Source organism: Shewanella sp. SM20, from assembly GCF_025654545.1.
GTDB lineage: Bacteria > Pseudomonadota > Gammaproteobacteria > Enterobacterales > Shewanellaceae > Shewanella > Shewanella oncorhynchi.
This window is the reverse complement of the sequence record NZ_JAKKRK010000006.1, coordinates 19,021-36,506: the sequence shown is the minus strand read 5'-3', so window position 1 is coordinate 36,506 and position 17,486 is coordinate 19,021. Positions and strand designations below refer to the sequence as shown.

Below are 17,486 nucleotides of genomic sequence, written 5' to 3'. Positions count from 1 at the left end.
AAACTATTAAGATGATAAGTCACACAAGGTTAATCCATGCTCAAGGCACGAATACAGACAGAGAACTACGGCGATTATTCGCGCAAGATTAACCCATTCACTCCAGCTTGTTCATCGTCCTTAACGAACAAGCTATTTTCACATCAATGCATTAAAACTTATGACTCAGTTCAAGCGTGATATTACGCGGCACACCGGGGAAATGGCCATTACGCTCGCTAAAACCACTGACGGCATATTCTTTATCGAAGATATTTTTAAGATTTAAGCGAACTTGAGTTTGATCCCACTGGGTCGTCCAGCTCATGTCAAAAATCGTATGGGGCTTCACCGTTTGGCCATCGAGGCTGAACTGCTCGCCCACATAGTCCATACCAAAGGCAATCGCCGAATCGAGTGCATTGATATCGTAACGGGTCCATATCCCTGCTTGATGGCGCGGCGCATTGGCAAAGTGCTTACTATCAAACGTATTAGTTAAACTGTCGTTCGTTACCCCTTTAACCACTTCGGTCTCGTTATAGGCATAGTTTGCCGTGACGGTCAGGTTATCGGTTAAATCCCCCACCAGCGTCCATTCAAGGCCTTGACTGTGTACTTCACCCAAATTAAGTAAAGCGGGAATACCATCGTCATCACCAGTATCTAAAGGGTTAGCTTGGGCGACATTTTGTTTTTCAATGCGATACACAGCGAGCGTGGTCATAAACTGGCCATCAAGCCATTCATTTTTCATCCCAAGTTCAATTTGATTGCCCGTTTCTGGCTCGAGGAAACCATCACCAATATCTTCCGCTTGATTGGTTAAAGATGCTGGATTGAAGCTCTCTGAGTAATTCAAATAAAAGGACATTGAATCAATTGGGCGATAATTAAGCCCTGCTCTTGGCGTTATCGCGTTATCGCTGAAGGAGAAACCAGTCTTTTTATCATAATCATCAAACTGGCTAAAACGCAGACCAGCAATTAATGACCACTGTTCATTAAAGTGCAGATGTTCCTGTACATAAATGCCGTAACGGTTAGCGCGGGTACCATCGGTATTTTTATCCTTCAAGTTGTAACTATTAGGGTCGGTTTCACCATAGTTAAGGTCAAAAATATTCAAGTTACCAACACCATCCTTATCAGTCGCCAATTTGTACTGATATTCGGTTTCGACATAGTGATAGTCGCCGCCGAACAGGAATTCATGTTCAAAACCTAAAGCATCGAATGTATAGACAAAATCATTGGTTAAACTGATTTCATCATTAGCCCGTGCTTGAACTCGGTATTCACGCTTAATGGTGCCATCACCCATAATGGGCTTTTTATTGGCATCTAAGGTCGCCCAACCTCTCGATTCATGATATTGCTGCGTCGAATCATTATTCAGATAACGGATCTGAGTCTTGACCGAGAAATTATCGGTAAATTGATGATCGAGAATCGATTGCAGCACCAGTGCATCCATCTTCTGGAAGTCACTCTTCTCATTGGCATTATAGGAAGGTGCGACAAGGAAATTGCCCGCATCATCGACGGGAACACCGCGAAGTCGGTTACCGCCTAAATCCTGCTTAATAATATCGAAAGTGGTGGTGAGCTTAGTATCATCACTGATTTCGTAGAGTAACCCACCCGCCACTTCGGCATTTTGGCTATCGGCATTATTTCGAAAGCTATCTTCCTGCTGATAATAGGCGCCAAAGCGATAGGCAAGATTTTGGGTTAAGCCACCGGTGAAATCCAGCGAGCCGCCCATCATATCCTCGCTGCCCGTACTTAAGGTCAGCTCTTTACTCTCGACAAAGGTTGGTTTTTTAGTGACATAGTTGATCATGCCGCCGGGTTCACCGCCGCCATAAAGTGCGGATGCAGGACCTTTTAACACTTCAACCCGCTGCACATTAAAGAGTTGCGGCACAGAAAATCCCGAATAGGGATCGCCCCTTACCCCATCATAAAAAACGTTGGCATCGTCGCGGAAACCGCGAAAGGTCACGCCCGAATAACTAAACTCACTCACGCCCGCGATAGAGCGGTATAAATCGGTAATATTGCGCGCCGCTTGGTCGACGATTAACTGCTCGGTCAGCACTTGCACCGACTGCGGCAATTCCATCACATTAATCGCCGTCTTAGTGCCAACTGTCGTTTCTTTATCGACGTACATTTGCATTGCACGGCCATGGACAGCAATACGCTCAGGTGCTGCGAGTTTTATCTCCCCATCGGCTGCGGATTGAGTCGATGCAGGACTGGGGACTGGTGAGCTCGTAGACAAGGTCTGCTGTGGGGCCTCTTTATCGAGTACAGTTTCAGCGGCGAATACCGACTGATGTTGAGCGAGTGCAAGTGCGATTAATGAGTAGGCAAAACGAGTCTTCACAGAATGTCCCCAGCGCGAGCGCATAAAAATGGCATAAACCAAAGGGTTTACAAATGTATTCAAACGAATTGGCCGTCATTATAAAGGATGATTTGCTAATGACAATAATTATCATTTGAATTTACACAATTGTGAAAGGCGTTTAATAAATCATCGACATCAGCCCACATAATCCTTGTTATGTTTGGTTATGACTCAAACGAAAGAGAGCGCCAGTAACACAAACCTTCGACGGAAGTTTTATGTGGAATAAGAAAGAGACTCACAGCATCAAGCTGAGTATTTGCGTGCAAGCTAAGCAAAACAATAAGTTAAAGATTAAAACGATATAAAAATAAAAACCAGCGACAAGACGCTGGTTTTGACTGTTGTTGAGCTGTTTTTAAGCAAAGGCTTAACTCAGCCTATAAGGTGAATGCTTAAAAGATAGCTTCATCCAATTGAGTTAGCATTTCACTCGCCTGCTCAATTTGCTTACGCAGACTGCGACCTTGCACCGCCCAGTAAGCCATGTAGAAATCGGCAGTTTTCAATTTAGCTTGGTAAAATGCGGTTTCTTCGGTGCCCTGCTCCAACGCCGCTAATGCCACCGCGGCACTTCTGGCCCACATCCATGCCAGTGCAGTCACCCCAAATAACTCCAGATAAGCCATAGAGGCTGCGCCGATAATGTCAGGATTGGTCGCTGCTTGTGCAGCTAAATAACCGCTAGCCTTTTGCAAATCACCCGCACAATCCATTAAACCACTCACGTAGGGTTGCATCGCCGCATTGGTGCTATGTGACTTAATAAACTCAGTCACTAACGCCGACCATTGCTGCATGGCCGCGCCGCGGTCGCTAAGCAATTTACGCCCCACTAAATCCAGCGCCTGGATACCGTTAGTGCCTTCATAAATCAGTGCAATACGGCTATCACGCACAAATTGTTCCATACCCCACTCATGAATATAACCATGTCCACCAAACACTTGCTGTGCATCGACACAGGCATTAAAACCACGGTTAGTGATAAAACCTTTCACCACTGGCGTGAACAGTGCCGCTAATTGGGAGGCAACTTTGGCTTTGGCGGGATCGGTATGACGCTCAGCTTCATCGAGCCACAAAGCTTGTTGTCCAACTAAGGCTCTTGCGCCTTCATTAAAGGCTTTTTGCGACAGCAACATGCGGCGCACATCGCCGTGAACCAAAATCGGATCGGCAGCTTTTTCTGGGGCTTTGGCGCCACTTAAGGCGCGGCTCTGTAATCTGTCTTTGGCATAGGCTAGCGCATTTTGATAGGCAATCTCAGAGACACCCAGACCTTGCACGCCAACGCCTAAACGCGCTTGGTTCATCATAGTAAACATGGCTCGCAGTCCTTGGTGTGGCTCGCCGACAAGCTCACCCAATGCACCTTCAAATACCATTACACAAGTTGAGTTACCGTGAATGCCCATCTTATGTTCAAGGCCACTGGCATATAAAGTGTTCGGTGCGCCTAAACTACCATCGTTATTCACTAATACTTTAGGCACTGCGAACAAAGATATGCCCTTCACGCCTTCAGGCGCATCCGGCAAACGAGCTAATACGAGGTGCACTATGTTGTCGGTGAGTTGATGATCGCCTGAGGAGATAAAAATTTTCTCACCGCTGATGGCAAAAACACCTTCGGATACTGGCACGGCTTTGGTGCGTAATAAGGCTAAGTCAGTACCGGCGTGGGACTCGGTCAAGTTCATGGTTCCTGTCCATTCACCGCTAACCAGTTTACTCAAATATTTTTGCTTGAGCGCATCACTGCCGTGGGCATGGATGGCGGCATAGGCGCCATGGGTCAAACCAGGATACATGGCAAAAGCCATGTTAGTTGCCGTTTGTATCTCAGTGGCAAAAATCCCCACCACTTCGGGTAAACCTTGGCCGCCATATTCAGGATCGCAGGTCAGCGTCGGCCAGCCATTATCAACAAACTGCCGATAGGCGTTATCAAATCCTTCCGGTGTAATCACCTTACCATCGACCAACTTACAGCCTTGCAGATCGCCGACACTATTGAGCGGTAACATCACTTCACTACTAAAGTCGGCCATACCTTGCAGGATCGCATCGACAAGATCTGGATCGATTTCATCGAACCCCTTGAGTGCATCTTGCTGATAAATATGTAACATTTCATCGAGGATAAATTGATAGTCGCGCAGCGGCGCTTGATAGACTGGCATAATCGCTTCCCTTTTCTTGTTAGACTGCAACTCAACTAAGTGATCTGACCACTTTGGTGCTCTGACCACTTTAGCTAAATCTGCCGAAAAAGAAAGCACCTCAGTATCCTCCACAGACTTTTGTTTACACAAACGAACAGCGAAACCGTAAATTGATCGCAACAAAGCCTTATGTTATCGCGGAAAACTTTGTAAGCTAACTGCCTGTTTTTCTGATATGTCAGCAGAGTTAAGGATATTGTTACTATGGGTTCTGTCACTACTAAAAAGCACGCCAACGGGCTCGATTATGTCGAAGTGAATACGGCGTTATGTCAGGCAAGAATTTTTTTGCAGGGCGCGCAAATAGACTATTTTCAACCCGTAGGCAAACCACCTTTGCTGTGGGTTTCATCGGCTGACGATTATCAACCCGGTAATGGGATCCGTGGTGGTGTACCCGTATGCTGGCCTTGGTTTGGCATGAGTAGTGAAGCGAACTTTCCCCAACACGGTTTCGCCCGTACCCGAATTTGGGCGCTGGAATCGGTAGAAATGCGTAATCAGTTAGTGGATTTACGTTTTAGCTTAAAAATCAGTGAGCAAGATAAAATCTATTGGCCGCATAACACTGAGGTCAGCGTATTATTCACCCTCAGCGACACCCTAAGCATTAGTCTTGTGAATACCAACTTAGGTACTGAACCCGTTACACTTACCCAAGCGTTGCACAGCTATTTCCCGATTGAGGATATCCACCAACTCAAAGCCTGCGGTTTTAGTGGGTCAAAATACATCGAATTTGCACAAGGGCCTTATCCGCAAACCACGGATGAAGTGCTGTTTGATCGCGAGACAGATCGTGTCTATACCGATCTCGGCCCAGTGCAGTTATTGCATACGCCGCAGGGGATAATCGAAGTCAGCCGTGAAAACAGCCAATCAGCGGTATTATGGAATCCATGGATTGAAAAGTCACAACGCTTGGGCCGATTTAATCCAGAAGATTATCTGACCATGGTCTGCCTAGAAGCGGCCAATGTATTAGAAGATAAAGTCGTGCTCGCACCAGGTGAAACCCACAGTTTAGTGACCCATATTCGCTGGAAAGACTAACGATTAAATATCCTAGCTCTTAATGTCCTAGTCAAAAAACGATACATACAAAAATGCCCAGTCCTATTTGCCAACGCAATCGGGACTGGGCATTTTTATCATTGCAAAACCTATCACTGCGAAACCAGAGTGTTTATCACTCCGAAGCCAAAGTTTTATCACTACAAAACCTAAGTTGTTATAACGATGAAACTTAAGGTAAAACTTATTTCGCCGATTTCTCTAAGCGCGCCAGCAAGCTAGACGTATCCCAACGGTTACCGCCCATGCCCTGCACTTCTGAATAGAATTGATCCACCAAAGCGGTCAATGGCAAGTGTGAACCATTGCGGCGGGCTTCTTCTAAGGCGATGCCTAAGTCTTTACGCATCCAATCGACGGCGAAACCAAAATCATAGCTTTGGCCCCACATCGTCTTGTAGCGATTTTCCATCTGCCAGCTTTGCGCCGCGCCTTTGCTGATCACTTCAATGACTTTCTCGCCATCGAGTCCCGCTTTACGGGCAAACTGTAATGCTTCCGCCAAACCTTGCACCACACCCGCGATACAAATTTGGTTCACCATCTTAGTTAACTGACCAGCACCGACATCACCCAAACGTTCGGCGCAGCGGGCAAAGGCTTCAATCACGGGTTTAACACGCTCAAATACCGCTTCATCGCCGCCGACCATCACAGTCAAGGCGCCATTTTCGGCGCCCGCTTGTCCGCCAGACACGGGCGCATCGAGGAAATCAATGCCTTTTTCGGCTAAGACTTTGGCAAGCTCACGAGCGACATCGGCCGAAGCCGTAGTATGGTCAACCAGCACAGTGCCCTTTTCCATCCCATGGATAACGCCATCACTGCCTAATACCACTTCACGCAGATCGTTATCATTGCCCACGCAAGTAAACACAATATCTTGACCCTCGGCCGCTTCCTTTGGTGTTGGACAGCAGCGACCACCATAGGTGTCGACCCAAGTTTGCGCCTTGGCAAAAGTACGATTATAAACAGTGACCTCATGGCCTTTGTTCAGTAAATGCCTCGCCATGGGATATCCCATTACGCCTAAACCAATAAATGCGACTTTTGCCATGAGCTGATCCTTAAATAGATAAACAAAGTGAATCGATTCAAAATAGTGGCCGCAGTTTAACATTCATCAACGGTAACGTCAGAGTGAAATCGGAGCGAGTGATAAACGCACTTTTCGCTAGAAACAACAAAGGCGCCTTAAGCGCCTTTGCTGATTTAATTTATGGAGCTATTTCACCACATGGGCTTCCATTTCGGCGCCAATCTTTTTACGCATTTCCATCAAGCGCAGTGCAGAATCCCGTAAATGAATATCATGTTCCGTCTGTGGTATCCACTCAGGCACAGGCGTAGGTAGGCCATCTTCATCAACTGCGACCATGATCACAATACAATGGGTGGTGAGATGACGCTCAGAAACTTTAGGATCGCCCGCTCGCACATCGATACCGATATGCATAGAAGTTTTACCCGTATAAATCACTTTTGCGCTGACTTCAACAATATTGCCCACCAAAATGGGTTGCACAAAACGAATACCGCCCGCATAAGCAGTAATACAATATTTACCGCTCCAGCCCGCTGCACAGGCATAGGCCGCGAGATCGATCCACTTCATCACAGCGCCGCCGTGAACTTTACCACCAAAATTCACATCCGCAGGCTCTGACAAAAATCTCAGGGTACTTTGTCTATCTATACCAGCCATATAACCTCAACTTATTCAGCCACTGTGGCTCAATGTTTCGTGCAATAGGCTGAGTTTACGATAGAAAGCGCCATTAGCGTAAAAATAATTACGATTGACCTCGTCAAAAAATTCGATTTAACCAAAGTGGCTAATAAGCACGCAGCAAAGCAATAAACTCGGCAACGCTAAACGATAAATCCATAGCTGAAATTCACTACTGACGAAACGCGTACCCTTAGCAAAAGTGTAAACGCCTAAGCCAAACATAAAGAAACCCAGCACTTCGAGGCCCGAAGACATATTGCTATCGCCACCGACGTTAATCGCCGTCACCAATAAGGCAAACCAAACCACCACGTAAGCAGCGATTGCTAAGGTAAAAGTCTTGATCCCAATGTCCATGTTTGGATGCCACACTTTAAACTCACCGCGGATCAATTCGGTCAGATTGGCAGTTAATGCGCCAATGAGGGGAACAAGCGGGATCACCGCGGGATTTAACATGACACACTCCATTAAGATTGAATATGTCTGTCATTATCTGTGGTCACTAGAATTAAACAAGCTTGATGAACAAATGTTAACACTATGGATATCATACAGTTAGAAAGTGACATCTATCACAATAAAGCCATAAGATAACGGAGTTCAACTCACATGAACAATGAATTTGACCCATAAAAAATACGCCCTCAGGCGCATTTTTTCACTGTTTTTTACACCACAAATACGTGTTTTACACTTTCTTGAACAGTAATGAACCGTTAGTCCCACCAAAACCGAAGGAGTTACACAGAGCATAATCCATCTTCACGTCACGGGCTGTATGGGCAACAAAATCTAAGTCACAACCTTCATCTGGATTATCCAAGTTGATGGTTGGCGGTACGGCTTGGTCGCGCAGTGCTAGCAAAGTGAAAATCGCTTCAACCGCACCCGCAGCACCTAACAGGTGACCCGTCATCGATTTAGTCGAGCTAACCAGTACTTTATAAGCGTGGTCGCCAAATACTGACTTAACCGCTGCCGCTTCCGCTTTATCACCTGCTGGCGTCGACGTACCGTGGGCATTGATATAACCAATTTGCTCCAGTGATAACTTAGCGTCATTAATAGCATTGACCATAGCAGCCGCAGCGCCAGCTCCGTCACTTGGAGGCGATGTCATGTGGAACGCATCACCACTCATACCAAAACCGACTAATTCGCCGTAAATGGTCGCACCGCGCGCTTTTGCGTGTTCGTACTCTTCCATCACCATCACACCAGCGCCATCACCGATCACAAAACCATCACGGTCTTTATCCCATGGACGGCTCGCCGCAGTCGGATCGTCATTGCGTGTCGATAATGCTTTCGCTGCACCAAAACCTGCCACGCCTAAAGGAGAAGTGACATCCTCAGCACCGCCCGCAACCATCACGTCTGCATCGCCATAGGCAATAGTACGCGCCGCGAAACCGATATTATGCACACCCGTAGTACAAGCGGTCGTCACGGCAAAATTTGGCCCTTTCATGCCAAACATGATCGACAAGTGGCCCGAAATCATATTGATGATGGTACTAGGTACGAAAAAAGGAGAAACCTTACGCGGGCCACCATTCATCAATGCGCTGTGACCTTGTTCAATCAACCACATACCGCCCATACCCGCACCAATAGCCGTACCGACACGACCTGGGTTTTCTTTACTCATGTCCAGACCTGAGTCTTGGATAGCTTGGATGCCAGCCGCCATACCGTATTGAATAAAGAGGTCCATCTTACGGGCGTCTTTTTTCGTTACGTATTGCTCAACATCGAAATCTTTTACTGAACCACTGAAACGAGTGGTAAATTCACTGGCATCAAATTTGGTTATCGGTGCAATACCACTCTTACCCGAAAGCAAAGCCTTCCAAGTAGTATCGACAGTATTGCCCACTGGAGTTACTAACCCCAAACCGGTTACCACTACACGACGTTTAGACACGGCAGTCACCTTTAAATGCTAATTTGTTAATTCAGATAGAGGACACAGGGTTTTCTATCATTAGACAATTTCTTAAATAACGTTTATTTAGAAAAATTCGCCAATCTGCGGCGAGCATCTCGTGGATAACAATTAAAACACGATCCAGAGACGATTGAATGGCACGGAGGCAGAATTTGACGGGGGTAAAACAAAAACAGGCGGCAAAAATGCCGCCTGTCTTCAAGAATTCAGAATTACTGATTCTTAGAAACGTAGTCGATCGCTGCTTGAACAGTAGTGATCTTTTCAGCTTCTTCATCAGGGATCTCGGTATCAAACTCTTCTTCCAGAGCCATAACCAACTCAACAGTGTCCAGAGAATCTGCACCCAGATCGTCAACGAAAGATGCCGCTGGCTTAACGTCTTCTTCTTTAACGCCCAGTTGCTCTACAATGATTTTCTTTACACGTTCTTCGATGTTGCTCATTAGTTTTCTTTCCTATTCAAATTACGCACTTGCGTAAGATTGCGAGTAGTTTATTAGATTTGGCTGACAATGCAAGCTTAGTTTTCGTGGTCTAACCACGAAATTTCACTATCAATTGATACAGATCACTACTCAGTTGCGACAGAAATCCCTGCCATTCGCCCTTAAACCATGTACATGCCGCCATTCACATGCAAAGTTTCGCCTGTGATGTAAGCGGCTGAGTCCGAGGCCAAAAAGAGCACTGCATTGGCAATTTCTTGCGCTTGCCCTAATCGTTCCATCGGAACCTGTGACATGATAGCTTTTTGCTGCTCTTCGGTCAGCTCATCTGTCATATCGGTCTGGATAAATCCAGGAGCGATAGCATTAACTGTAATTTGACGAGATGCAACCTCTCTTGCAAGAGATTTTGTAAATCCAATCAAACCCGCCTTTGCTGCCGAGTAGTTAACTTGACCTGCATTGCCCATGGTGCCTACCACTGAACCGATATTGATGATTCGGCCAAAGCGCTTTTTCATCATGGTACGCATCACAGGTTTTGATAGTCTAAATAACGATGTCAGGTTGGTGTCGATAATATCCTGCCATTCATCATCTTTCATCCGCATCAGCAGATTATCACGGGTTATACCCGCGTTGTTGACTAGAATATCAACATCACCCGCTTTTTCTTTGATCGAGGCGAATAAATGTGTAACAGATTCACTATCTGTGACATTAAGCACTAAACCAAAACCTTTGTCACCCAGATATTCTTGGATCGCCGCAGCGCCCTTCTCACTGGTTGCGGTTCCAATAACCACGGCGCCCGCTTCGACCAATGTCTCAGCGATCGCACGGCCAATACCGCGGCTCGCACCTGTCACCAAAGCCACTTTGCCTGTTAAATTCAGGTTGAAACTCATATAAACTCCTTACTCAGTTAATGCTGCTAATGAAGCAACATCATTAACCGCTTGGGCTGATAGTGATTTGTTAATTCGTTTTGCCAATCCTGTCAATACTTTACCAGGACCACATTCCACCAGTTGGGTAATGCCTTTTTGGGCCATTAACTCAACCGTTTCGCTCCAGCGGACAGGACAATATAACTGACGCACTAACGCATCTTTAATGTCATCAGCAGAGGTGGGTGATGCCACATCAACGTTATTAATCACTGTAATTGTTGGGGTATTAAACTGTACATCGTTTAATGCCACGGCCAGTTTATCCGCCGCAGGTTTCATTAATGCACAGTGTGATGGCACGCTGACAGGTAAAGCCACCGCCATTTTTGCGCCCGCTGCTTTACAAGCTGCTGCAGCGCGCTCAACTGCGTCTTTTTGACCTGCAATGACCACTTGACCAGGACTGTTAAAGTTAACTGGACTCACCACGTCACCTTGAGCCACTTCGGCGCAGGCATTAGCGATACTCTCGTTGTCCAAACCGATAATCGCATACATAGCACCCGTGCCAGCTGGAACCGCTTGCTGCATCAGTTGACCACGTAATTCCACCAACTTAATCGCGTCTTTAAAATCCATCACACCGGCGCAAACTAAAGCAGAATACTCACCTAAGCTGTGACCCGCGAGTATAGCTGGCATAGGTTTGCCTGAAGCCACGTAGGTACGCCAAATCGCCACGCTCGCCGCTAATAGGGCTGGTTGAGTTTTATCGGTTTCATCTAAGCTTTCAACAGGACCTTGCTGAACCAATGCCCACAGATCATAACCTAAGACGTCACTCGCCTCAGCAAAGGTTTGTCCAACAACAGCATGAGATTCGGCAAGCTCGGCTAACATGCCTAGGGCTTGTGAACCTTGACCCGGAAATACAAAAGCAACATTTTCCATATTCAAATTACCTATGGCTAACTTAATTTATTGAAAAATCATGTGGAACACACATGTAGAACTTAGAAACGAATGAGCGCACTGCCCCACGCAAACCCAGCACCAAAGGCCTCAAGCAGCAGTAGTTGTCCGCGCTGAATACGGCCATCACGTACGGCTTCATCCAATGCAATGGGCACTGACGCGGCAGAAGTATTACCGTGTTTAGCTAAGGTCAATACGACTTTATCAAGACTCATATCGAGCTTTTTAGCGGTAGCATTGATAATTCGGAAGTTGGCTTGATGTGGCACTAACCAGTCAATTTCTGACTTATCGATATTGTTAATGCGTAACGTCTCAGTCACCACATGGGACAATTGAGTCACAGCCACTTTAAAGACATCGTTGCCTTTCATGGTCATAAAACCGACCGCTTCAGAGGTTTCGCCTTTACGTGGTGGGAAAGCGCATTTCAATAAGTCACCTTGGCGACCGTCGGCATAAATGTGGGTCGAAATGATCCCTGGCGTTTCGGATGCGCCTATCACAACCGCGCCCGCACCATCACCAAATAAAATAATCGTTGAACGATCTTCTGGCTCACATAAGCGAGACAGTACATCGGCACCAATCACTAATACTTTTTTAGCCGCGCCCGTTTTTACAAATTGATCGGCAACAGATAAAGCATAAACAAAGCCTGAACACGCCGCTGCGATATCAAAAGCTGGAATGGTATGCACGCCAAGCATGGCTTGAATTTCACAGGCCGCAGCAGGAAAAGCATTGGGAGCACTGGTGGTGCCGCAAACGATCATGTCTAAATCTGATGCTTCTATGCCAGCCATCTCTAGCGCTTTTAATGCCGCTTGGTAGCCCATAGTTGAAACGGTTTCATCGAAAGCCGCAATGCGACGTTCTGATATACCTGTACGTTCAACAATCCATTGGTCAGTGGTTTCCACCATTTTTTCCAAATCTTGATTGCTACGCACCTGCACCGGTAGATAACTACCAGTTCCGAGAATTTTTGTATGCATAAGGAGGGATCAGTTATTTATATCTAAAAGAATCGACTCCAAACGATCTTTTATCATTTCAGGGAGTCGACGTTGAGCTTCCGTTACTGCCAAACTAATTGCTTGTAAATAGGCAGTTTCATCCGCGTTTCCATGGCTTTTTACAACTATTCCGCGCAATCCTATCAGACTTGCACCGTTATAGTGGTCGGGGTTCATCTGACTAAGCACCGCCTGAATACGTGGGGCGATAAGTTTAGCCAGAAAACGAACGAATAAACCTTGGGTTAGTCCCCGTTTTAACTGATGTACCAATAACTTGGCAATACCTTCTGAGGTCTTGAGCGTGATGTTACCCACAAACCCATCACAAACAATCACATCCACATTACCGGAATAGATTTCATCCCCTTCGATAAAACCTGTGTAATTGATTTGTTCTGTGTGTTGCAGCAACTGCGCGGCTTGCTGAACTTGGTCATTGCCTTTAATTTCTTCAACGCCCACATTGAGCAAGGCGACTTTTGGCCGAGATTTCTTATCTACCGCTTCGCACAGGACTGAGCCCATCACGGCAAATTGAAATAAGGTTTCCGAGTCACAGGAAATATTCGCGCCCAAATCCAACAAATAAACCGGTTTTTGAGTCACCGCAGGTAAACAACTGACTAATGCAGGTCGATCAACACCAGGCAAGGTCTTCAGCAATACTTTCGCCATTGCCATCAGCGCCCCAGTGTTACCGGCACTCACACACGCTTGTGCGCGGTCGTCACGCACTAACTCAATAGCCAATCGCATGGAACTGTTTTTACGTGTACGCAAGGCATGCACAGGCCTATCGGACATACTAACGACTTCATCGGTATGAATGATTTCTATGCGCGAAAGTAAACTCGCTTCGGCTTGACGTAGATAGACATCAATTTCAGTCTTGTCACCGACTAAAATGATTTTAAGAAAAGAATGTAATTGTAGTGCCCGCAAGGCTGCAGGCACCGTGACGTGGGGGCCATGATCACCACCCATTGCATCTAACGCAAGCGTCAGATTCGTCATTAGGAAACCAACAAATTACTTGTTGATTACCTTTTTACCGCGATAGAAGCCATCTGCAGTCACATTGTGACGCATATGGATTTCACCGCTGGTAGCGTCTACAGACAGCTGAGCAGTGCTCAGTGCGTCATGTGAACGGCGCATTCCGCGCTTTGAACGTGATTTTTTGTTCTGTTGTACAGCCATTGGCCTGTCTCCTCGATTACTTGCTCTTCAGTTTTTCTAACACTGCAAACGGATTTGGACGCTCCTCTTGAGCGGGTTCTATCTCGCCTACAACCATGTCTTTAGATCCTGCACTGCAATCAATTTCTTGATGCATTGGGATTATCGGCATAGCGACTATCAATTCATCTTCGATCAATTGATGTAGACGCACTTCGCCAATTTCATTGCACTCAATTGGGTCATACGCATCCGGGAGCTCATCGATTTCTGCTTTAGTCCGACATGGACCAAAACAAAACTCGACCGTAACCTCAGTGGTAAATAGTGTCATGCAACGTTGACATATCAGAGTGAGCTCCGTCACAGCCTTCCCTTTCAGGTAGACTATCCCCTGTAAATCTACGCCACATTCAAGCGACACTGCCACATCGGAACAGTCGCCGGCACATAACTCAGTTAATCTTTTCAGTTGCACACCAGGAACAACGCCTTGATAAACTAGGCGACTCGAGGCGGCGCGAAATGGATCAATTGAAACCGGTATCTTTACTGTTTGCATAAGGCGCGCATATTATAGTTTGAAAACGCTAGAGTCAAAGAAAAAATACTAACTTAAGTCCCAGTTTGCGACTTAAGCCTTTCCCCTGCCCCAACATTGAAATTGACGGAAGCGAAATAGTACCCAAGCATGGGGCCGCATACAAGCGCAAGCCGACTAAAATAGTCGCATTCATTGAAAAGAAACCGTAAAAGACGAAACTCTTGCACTCTCCCGCATTGATTGGTCACAATATGAGTCACTCTTTTGCGGATATCTCATTATGCCAACCCCATTAATCTTAGCTTCGACGTCTGTATATCGACAATCTTTACTGCAAAAACTCGGGTTACCCTTCGAATGCTGCAATCCTAATATTGACGAAACGGCGTATCTCGAAGAATCAGCCCATGCTTTAGTGCTGCGATTAGCCAAAGCAAAAGCCGTCGCGGGGGCAGAACAATTCCCCGATGGTCTGATTATTGGATCCGATCAAGTTGCCGTCATTGATGGCAAGATTATTGGTAAACCCCATCATTTTAATAATGCCGTCGCGCAGCTCACTCAAGCCTCAGGCAAGGCCATCACCTTTTATACTGGTCTTGCACTCTATAATGCCAAAACTGGCGCTATGGCCGCCGAGGTTGAACCCTTTACGGTTCATTTTAGGCACCTTAGCCATGCGCAGATTGTGGCTTACATTGAAAAAGAAGAGCCTTATTATTGCGCGGGTAGTTTTAAGAGCGAAGGTTTAGGTATCGCGTTATTTACAGCGCTCGAAGGTCGCGATCCCAATACCTTAGTTGGCTTACCACTGATATTACTGACGGAAATGCTGTTAGCCCAAGGTGTAGACGTTCTTGCTTAAACGTTTACCAAGGCTTTGCTCTATTTGCTCAGTTTATTGAATCGATGACGCGCATTAAAAATACTGGGCTACAGAGTCGTTTCATCGACAAGAAGACGAGACGTAAATAAAAGTGATAAGGAAGTCTCATGCGCAGCGGCATGTATTGCCGCTTCAGTATTAAATAGCAGTGTTAGAGGTATTGCAGTAATTGCTTTGGTGAATCAATCAAGGCGATAGGTTTTGCCCGCAGCAACTTTTCGGCACTGTGAGCGCCATAGGTCACACCAACGCTATCAATCCCTGCATTGGCCGCCATGGTTAAATCCAGCAGAGAATCACCCACCATTAAGGCTCTGTTCGGGGCAATATTCAATTCTTTCAGCAAGCTTGAGATCATTTCAGGATGGGGTTTGCTGTGCACTTCATCAGCGCAGCGTGACGCAACAAAGTATCGACCTAAGCCTGTTTGCTCAAAGACGCGATCAAGTCCCGCACGAGCTTTACCGGTTGCGACGGCTAACTTATAGCCCTGGCTATGCAAGTCATCAATTAACGCTGGAGTTTGTACAAACAAGGGCGTTGGCGTGGTGTCTAAATGCAAATACTGTGCTTTAAACTCAGCGCGCATTTGCTGATATTGATCATCTTCGCCTTGGCTGAATGCATTATTAGAATGCTGCTGATGCTGATAATTGGCAGAAGAAGCGCTGCAATTAAGTCCCTGTGGGAACAGGACTCGCAGCGCTTCTGTCATAGAAAGACCAATAATATCGCGAATGTCACTTTCAGTTGGGATAGGTAACTGCAATGCCTTAGCCATATTTTCAATACAAGTGATAATTTTACCGATGGAATCCATCAGAGTGCCATCCCAATCGAAAATCACTAAATCGTATTGCTTTATCTTCATCCTTGAAACCTATCCCCGTCGATTACGCACGCTTTAACTTATCGAGTAATTGCGACAAATTTTCATCTAAAGGCGCTGAAACCCGCATCACTTCATCATTTTCTGGATGAATGAACATCAATTCAGCAGCATGTAAAAAGAGTCGAGTTAAACCTAATGCACGCATGCTATCGTCAAACCCTTGCTCGCTGTACTTATCATCACAGGCGATAGGATGGCCAGCAAATTGGCAATGCACCCGAATTTGATGAGTACGTCCAGTGACAGGGCTTGCCTTCACTAAAGTACAACCTTGGTAACGCTGCATAATTTTAAAGCGCGTTTCTGAAGGTTTACCCTCCGCATTAACACGCACAATGCGCTCACCCGATTTAAGGGTGATTTTCAATAAAGGCTGTTTAACGGCTTTATCTTGAGCAGACCATTCCCCTTTAACTAAGGCCAAATAGTCTTTCTGCATCTTTTTATACCGAAGCTGATCATGCAGATGTTTAAGCGCGCTACGCTTTTTCGCCACCAACAACACGCCCGAAGTATCTTTATCGAGACGATGTACTAGCTCTAAAAACTTTTGTTGAGGACGCAGTGAACGCAATGCTTCAATCACACCGTAATCGACTCCACTACCACCATGCACGGCAATGCCAGCAGGTTTATTCAGCACGATCAAATGATTGTCTTCATGCAAAATACGATCTTCGAGTTGCGAGACTTTACTTAAGTTCGCCGATGGTGCGGTACGGTTATCCGGCTCTGCCACGCGGACTGGCGGAATACGTACTATGTCGCCAATCTGCAACTTGTACTCGGGTTTGATGCGTTTCTTATTCACTCGAACCTCGCCCTTGCGGACAATGCGATAGATCATGCTTTTCGGCACGCCCTTCAGCTTGGTCATTAAGTAGTTATCGATACGCTGTTCGAAGTGATCTTCATCAATCGTGATCAACTGAACCTGTTGTGGGGTGGATTCTATATTCATGATGCGCCATCTAATTATAACGGTCGCCATTGTACAACAACTGAGAAGAATTGTGCCTTTCCATTGCTGAATTTTTTGATTATTGCTATATTTCACCAGCGATTAGGGATAAGCCGTGAATAAAGTGTTCACAACGCCCTGATCCCAAGCGGAAAATTTAACGGATAAAAAAAGATTTTCTTGATAGCAAATCATTGATTTGCAAATCGTATATAGAGTAAAAATACCACAAATGCGTTTTTTACGATTAAATCGAGAAAGTCACCTTACTTTAATAAGGTTTACCCTAGGTTTTC

17 protein-coding genes are annotated in these 17,486 nt (G+C 46.0%); 2 read left to right on the top strand and 15 right to left on the bottom strand.

The genetic code is table 11. From position 1 onward, the window contains the following. Nucleotides 1-151 precede the first annotated feature (151 nt). Both L5M18_RS04200 and L5M18_RS04195 read right to left on the bottom strand, forming a co-directional pair. A complete protein-coding gene (locus tag L5M18_RS04200) occupies nucleotides 152-2,398 on the bottom strand; it encodes a TonB-dependent siderophore receptor (RefSeq protein WP_263196054.1) in 2,247 nt (748 codons plus the stop codon). A 395-nt stretch (nucleotides 2,399-2,793) separates the two neighbouring features. Next, nucleotides 2,794-4,584, bottom strand: coding sequence for an acyl-CoA dehydrogenase C-terminal domain-containing protein (locus tag L5M18_RS04195; protein WP_263196053.1), 1,791 nt, complete (start codon nucleotides 4,582-4,584; stop codon nucleotides 2,794-2,796). 246 nt (nucleotides 4,585-4,830) lie between these two features. Here L5M18_RS04195 and L5M18_RS04190 point away from each other — a divergent pair, with 246 nt between their 5' ends. Beyond that, nucleotides 4,831-5,679 (top strand): D-hexose-6-phosphate mutarotase, encoded by an 849-nt coding sequence (locus tag L5M18_RS04190; protein WP_263196026.1) that lies wholly within the window; start codon nucleotides 4,831-4,833, stop codon nucleotides 5,677-5,679. Between the two features lie 205 nt (nucleotides 5,680-5,884). Here L5M18_RS04190 and L5M18_RS04185 read toward each other — a convergent pair whose 3' ends face one another. The 11 genes from L5M18_RS04185 to yceD all read right to left on the bottom strand — a co-directional run bounded on the left by L5M18_RS04185 (nucleotide 5,885) and on the right by yceD (nucleotide 14,469). Then, nucleotides 5,885-6,760: an NAD(P)-dependent oxidoreductase gene (locus L5M18_RS04185; protein ID WP_263196025.1), complete on the bottom strand. Its 876-nt coding sequence runs from the start codon at nucleotides 6,758-6,760 to the stop codon at nucleotides 5,885-5,887. A 168-nt stretch (nucleotides 6,761-6,928) separates the two neighbouring features. Next, on the bottom strand, nucleotides 6,929-7,408 hold the full coding sequence (locus L5M18_RS04180; protein ID WP_105252855.1) for an acyl-CoA thioesterase: 480 nt from the start codon (nucleotides 7,406-7,408) through the stop codon (nucleotides 6,929-6,931). Nucleotides 7,409-7,525: 117 nt separating this feature from the next. Continuing rightward, nucleotides 7,526-7,894, bottom strand: coding sequence for a hypothetical protein (locus L5M18_RS04175; RefSeq protein WP_028760367.1), 369 nt, complete (start codon nucleotides 7,892-7,894; stop codon nucleotides 7,526-7,528). A 232-nt stretch (nucleotides 7,895-8,126) separates the two neighbouring features. After that, complete coding sequence (gene fabF / locus L5M18_RS04170) at nucleotides 8,127-9,365, bottom strand: beta-ketoacyl-ACP synthase II (RefSeq protein ID WP_006087466.1); 1,239 nt, start codon at nucleotides 9,363-9,365, stop codon at nucleotides 8,127-8,129. A gap of 236 nt (nucleotides 9,366-9,601) precedes the next feature. Continuing rightward, on the bottom strand, nucleotides 9,602-9,835 hold the full coding sequence (gene acpP, locus L5M18_RS04165; RefSeq protein ID WP_006081231.1) for an acyl carrier protein: 234 nt from the start codon (nucleotides 9,833-9,835) through the stop codon (nucleotides 9,602-9,604). 164 nt (nucleotides 9,836-9,999) lie between these two features. Next, nucleotides 10,000-10,746: a 3-oxoacyl-ACP reductase FabG gene (gene fabG / locus L5M18_RS04160; protein ID WP_006081230.1), complete on the bottom strand. Its 747-nt coding sequence runs from the start codon at nucleotides 10,744-10,746 to the stop codon at nucleotides 10,000-10,002. Nucleotides 10,747-10,755: 9 nt separating this feature from the next. Beyond that, on the bottom strand, nucleotides 10,756-11,682 hold the full coding sequence (gene fabD / locus L5M18_RS04155; RefSeq protein ID WP_263196024.1) for an ACP S-malonyltransferase: 927 nt from the start codon (nucleotides 11,680-11,682) through the stop codon (nucleotides 10,756-10,758). A gap of 62 nt (nucleotides 11,683-11,744) precedes the next feature. Next, nucleotides 11,745-12,704: a beta-ketoacyl-ACP synthase III gene (locus L5M18_RS04150; protein WP_028760369.1), complete on the bottom strand. Its 960-nt coding sequence runs from the start codon at nucleotides 12,702-12,704 to the stop codon at nucleotides 11,745-11,747. Nucleotides 12,705-12,713: 9 nt separating this feature from the next. Further along, nucleotides 12,714-13,742: a phosphate acyltransferase PlsX gene (gene plsX, locus L5M18_RS04145; RefSeq protein WP_028760370.1), complete on the bottom strand. Its 1,029-nt coding sequence runs from the start codon at nucleotides 13,740-13,742 to the stop codon at nucleotides 12,714-12,716. 15 nt (nucleotides 13,743-13,757) lie between these two features. Continuing rightward, nucleotides 13,758-13,928 carry a 50S ribosomal protein L32 gene (gene rpmF, locus L5M18_RS04140; protein ID WP_006081226.1) on the bottom strand — a complete coding sequence of 57 codons (171 nt, stop codon included), beginning with the start codon at nucleotides 13,926-13,928 and terminating at the stop codon, nucleotides 13,758-13,760. A 16-nt stretch (nucleotides 13,929-13,944) separates the two neighbouring features. Next, nucleotides 13,945-14,469: a 23S rRNA accumulation protein YceD gene (gene yceD / locus L5M18_RS04135; protein ID WP_028760371.1), complete on the bottom strand. Its 525-nt coding sequence runs from the start codon at nucleotides 14,467-14,469 to the stop codon at nucleotides 13,945-13,947. Nucleotides 14,470-14,731: 262 nt separating this feature from the next. Here yceD and L5M18_RS04130 point away from each other — a divergent pair, with 262 nt between their 5' ends. Then, nucleotides 14,732-15,316 carry a Maf family protein gene (locus tag L5M18_RS04130; protein ID WP_263196023.1) on the top strand — a complete coding sequence of 195 codons (585 nt, stop codon included), beginning with the start codon at nucleotides 14,732-14,734 and terminating at the stop codon, nucleotides 15,314-15,316. A gap of 172 nt (nucleotides 15,317-15,488) precedes the next feature. Here L5M18_RS04130 and L5M18_RS04125 read toward each other — a convergent pair whose 3' ends face one another. After that, nucleotides 15,489-16,208: an HAD family hydrolase gene (locus L5M18_RS04125; RefSeq protein WP_263196022.1), complete on the bottom strand. Its 720-nt coding sequence runs from the start codon at nucleotides 16,206-16,208 to the stop codon at nucleotides 15,489-15,491. Between the two features lie 22 nt (nucleotides 16,209-16,230). After that, the gene (gene rluC / locus L5M18_RS04120) at nucleotides 16,231-17,190 is read right to left on the bottom strand and encodes a 23S rRNA pseudouridine(955/2504/2580) synthase RluC (RefSeq protein ID WP_105252860.1); all 960 of its coding nucleotides are present in this window, start codon (nucleotides 17,188-17,190) and stop codon (nucleotides 16,231-16,233) included. Between the last annotated feature and the right edge of the window lie 296 nt (nucleotides 17,191-17,486).

Excerpts from the sequence above, each read along its gene's own strand:
- L5M18_RS04190 (WP_263196026.1), top strand. The coding sequence starts at position 4,831 with ATGGGTTCTGTCACTACTAAAAAGCACGCCAACGGGCTCGATTATGTC.
- rluC (WP_105252860.1), bottom strand. The coding sequence starts at position 17,190 with ATGAATATAGAATCCACCCCACAACAGGTTCAGTTGATCACGATTGAT.
- acpP (WP_006081231.1), bottom strand. The coding sequence starts at position 9,835 with ATGAGCAACATCGAAGAACGTGTAAAGAAAATCATTGTAGAGCAACTG.
- plsX (WP_028760370.1), bottom strand. The coding sequence starts at position 13,742 with ATGACGAATCTGACGCTTGCGTTAGATGCAATGGGTGGTGATCATGGC.
- rpmF (WP_006081226.1), bottom strand. The coding sequence starts at position 13,928 with ATGGCTGTACAACAGAACAAAAAATCACGTTCAAAGCGCGGAATGCGC.
- fabD (WP_263196024.1), bottom strand. The coding sequence starts at position 11,682 with ATGGAAAATGTTGCTTTTGTATTTCCGGGTCAAGGTTCACAAGCCCTA.
- yceD (WP_028760371.1), bottom strand. The coding sequence starts at position 14,469 with ATGCAAACAGTAAAGATACCGGTTTCAATTGATCCATTTCGCGCCGCC.
- fabG (WP_006081230.1), bottom strand. The coding sequence starts at position 10,746 with ATGAGTTTCAACCTGAATTTAACAGGCAAAGTGGCTTTGGTGACAGGT.
- L5M18_RS04195 (WP_263196053.1), bottom strand. The coding sequence starts at position 4,584 with ATGCCAGTCTATCAAGCGCCGCTGCGCGACTATCAATTTATCCTCGAT.
- L5M18_RS04130 (WP_263196023.1), top strand. The coding sequence starts at position 14,732 with ATGCCAACCCCATTAATCTTAGCTTCGACGTCTGTATATCGACAATCT.
- L5M18_RS04180 (WP_105252855.1), bottom strand. The coding sequence starts at position 7,408 with ATGGCTGGTATAGATAGACAAAGTACCCTGAGATTTTTGTCAGAGCCT.
- L5M18_RS04200 (WP_263196054.1), bottom strand. The coding sequence starts at position 2,398 with ATGCGCTCGCGCTGGGGACATTCTGTGAAGACTCGTTTTGCCTACTCA.
- L5M18_RS04185 (WP_263196025.1), bottom strand. The coding sequence starts at position 6,760 with ATGGCAAAAGTCGCATTTATTGGTTTAGGCGTAATGGGATATCCCATG.
- L5M18_RS04175 (WP_028760367.1), bottom strand. The coding sequence starts at position 7,894 with ATGTTAAATCCCGCGGTGATCCCGCTTGTTCCCCTCATTGGCGCATTA.
- L5M18_RS04150 (WP_028760369.1), bottom strand. The coding sequence starts at position 12,704 with ATGCATACAAAAATTCTCGGAACTGGTAGTTATCTACCGGTGCAGGTG.
- L5M18_RS04125 (WP_263196022.1), bottom strand. The coding sequence starts at position 16,208 with ATGAAGATAAAGCAATACGATTTAGTGATTTTCGATTGGGATGGCACT.